This is a genomic window from Variovorax sp. P4_D9 (genome assembly GCF_056401695.1).
In genome coordinates, this window is record NZ_JBFUIU010001372.1 from 1 (window position 1) to 1,560 (window position 1,560).

The window sequence follows — 1,560 nt, forward strand, 5'->3', positions numbered from 1 at the left end:
ATTTGTGTTGTGCTGCGAAGAAGTCGGCTGCGTCCTTATATCCGGCCTTGATTGCGCGGCTCGCCTGGTTTCCCCGACTCGCCCCGCTGGCCCCCATGCATATCCGCTGACAAGCGCCTCATCTCCTATGGCGGACTTTCTATGTCCGAGACCACATGCAGGTTTAGCTCGTCCCGGTCTGACCTGTTTCACATCACTTCACTCTTTGCTGCCTCACTACCCTTGCGAAGACTGATCCATATCCTTTCTAACGTTGGTGGTCGATCATTTGGCTTTCTTCACCTCAGGCCGCTTGCGGCCTGAGGCTTTGAAAGCCCTGTTGGTAATCCTGCTGCCTGGCCGTCACGGCCCAGATCGTTCGGGCCATCTTGGCCGCCTGCGCCACAATCACCACGTTGGCGGGCCTGCGGCTCTTGAGCCCTTCGAGCCACGCCCCAGGCTCCTTGGCGTGCGTCAGCACACTTCTGGCACCGTGAATGAGCAAGGTGCGCGTGTACGTGTCCCCCCGTTTGGAGATGCCGCCGAGGCGCACTTTGCCCCCCGTGCCGGTTTGCGAGGGCACTAAGCCCAGCCAGGCGCAGAACTCTCGCCCTGACTTGAAGGCGCTGGCCTCGCCCATGGTCGCAATGGCCGCCGTCGCCGTGAGCAGGCCGACGCCCGGAATCTGCGCAATGCGCTGCATGTTCGCATCGGTCTTGAGTTGCAGCTCGAGGCGCTTCTCTATCGTCTGGATGTCCGGGCTCAGCGCCTTGATGCGCGCGACTTGCTCGTGCAGGCTGTCCCTGACCATCTGGGGCAACTGTGGCGAGAGTTCTTCCAGAGCCTGCTCGACTTCCTTGAACAGGGCTTTGCGGCCCTTGGCGAAGGTGGCGCCGAATTCATACAGCAGCCCACGCAGGGCGTTGGTTTGCATGGTGCGCATCTTCATCAGAAGTTCGCGCTGGCGATGCAGCGTGAGCGTGGCTTGCTGGGCCGCGGTCTTGATGCCCACGAATTTCACGCCAGGCTGTTGCACGGCCAGCCAGATCGCGCGAGCATCGGTGGCGTCGGTCTTGTTGCCCGAGACGAAGGGGCGAACGATCTTGGCGTGCAGCAAACGCACGCTGTGACCCAGTGCCGTCAATTCGCGCGCCCAGTGGTGGGCGCTGCCGCAGGCTTCCATGGCGATCAGGCAGGGCTGGCGACGGGCAAAGTGTTCCATGACCTTGGCGCGCTTGAGCTGCACGTTGCTGATCTCGCCCGTGCCCATGTCCACCGTGTGCAGCTGAAAGACTTGCTTGGCAATGTCCAGCCCGACGACCTGCCGACCACTCATGGTGCCGATGATTTGTCCTGCATTCATGCCTGTATTACGATTCATGACGGACCCTCTGCGGTGTTTGTGAAGACCTTGGTCTATCACGCCTTGGGCACTTTGATGCCGTATCCAGCAGAGGGTCCACCCGCTCGTGCCGAGCTTCGATCTCTGCGACCAACGACTGCTCTCGCCGCCTTCGACGTCATCTCACCACCCCCAGTCTTCTGATTCCCCTTCGGGAGGGAGGCATCCATAGCATCTCC

Annotated in this window: 1 protein-coding gene; it reads right to left on the reverse strand. The window is 61.3% G+C overall.

Annotated features, from left to right (window positions below; translation table 11 throughout):
- Nucleotides 1-283: 283 nt before the first annotated feature.
- Complete coding sequence (locus tag AC1DY5_RS55080; protein WP_478122606.1) at nt 284-1,315, reverse strand: IS110 family RNA-guided transposase; 1,032 nt, start codon at nt 1,313-1,315, stop codon at nt 284-286.
- Nucleotides 1,316-1,560 lie beyond the last annotated feature (245 nt).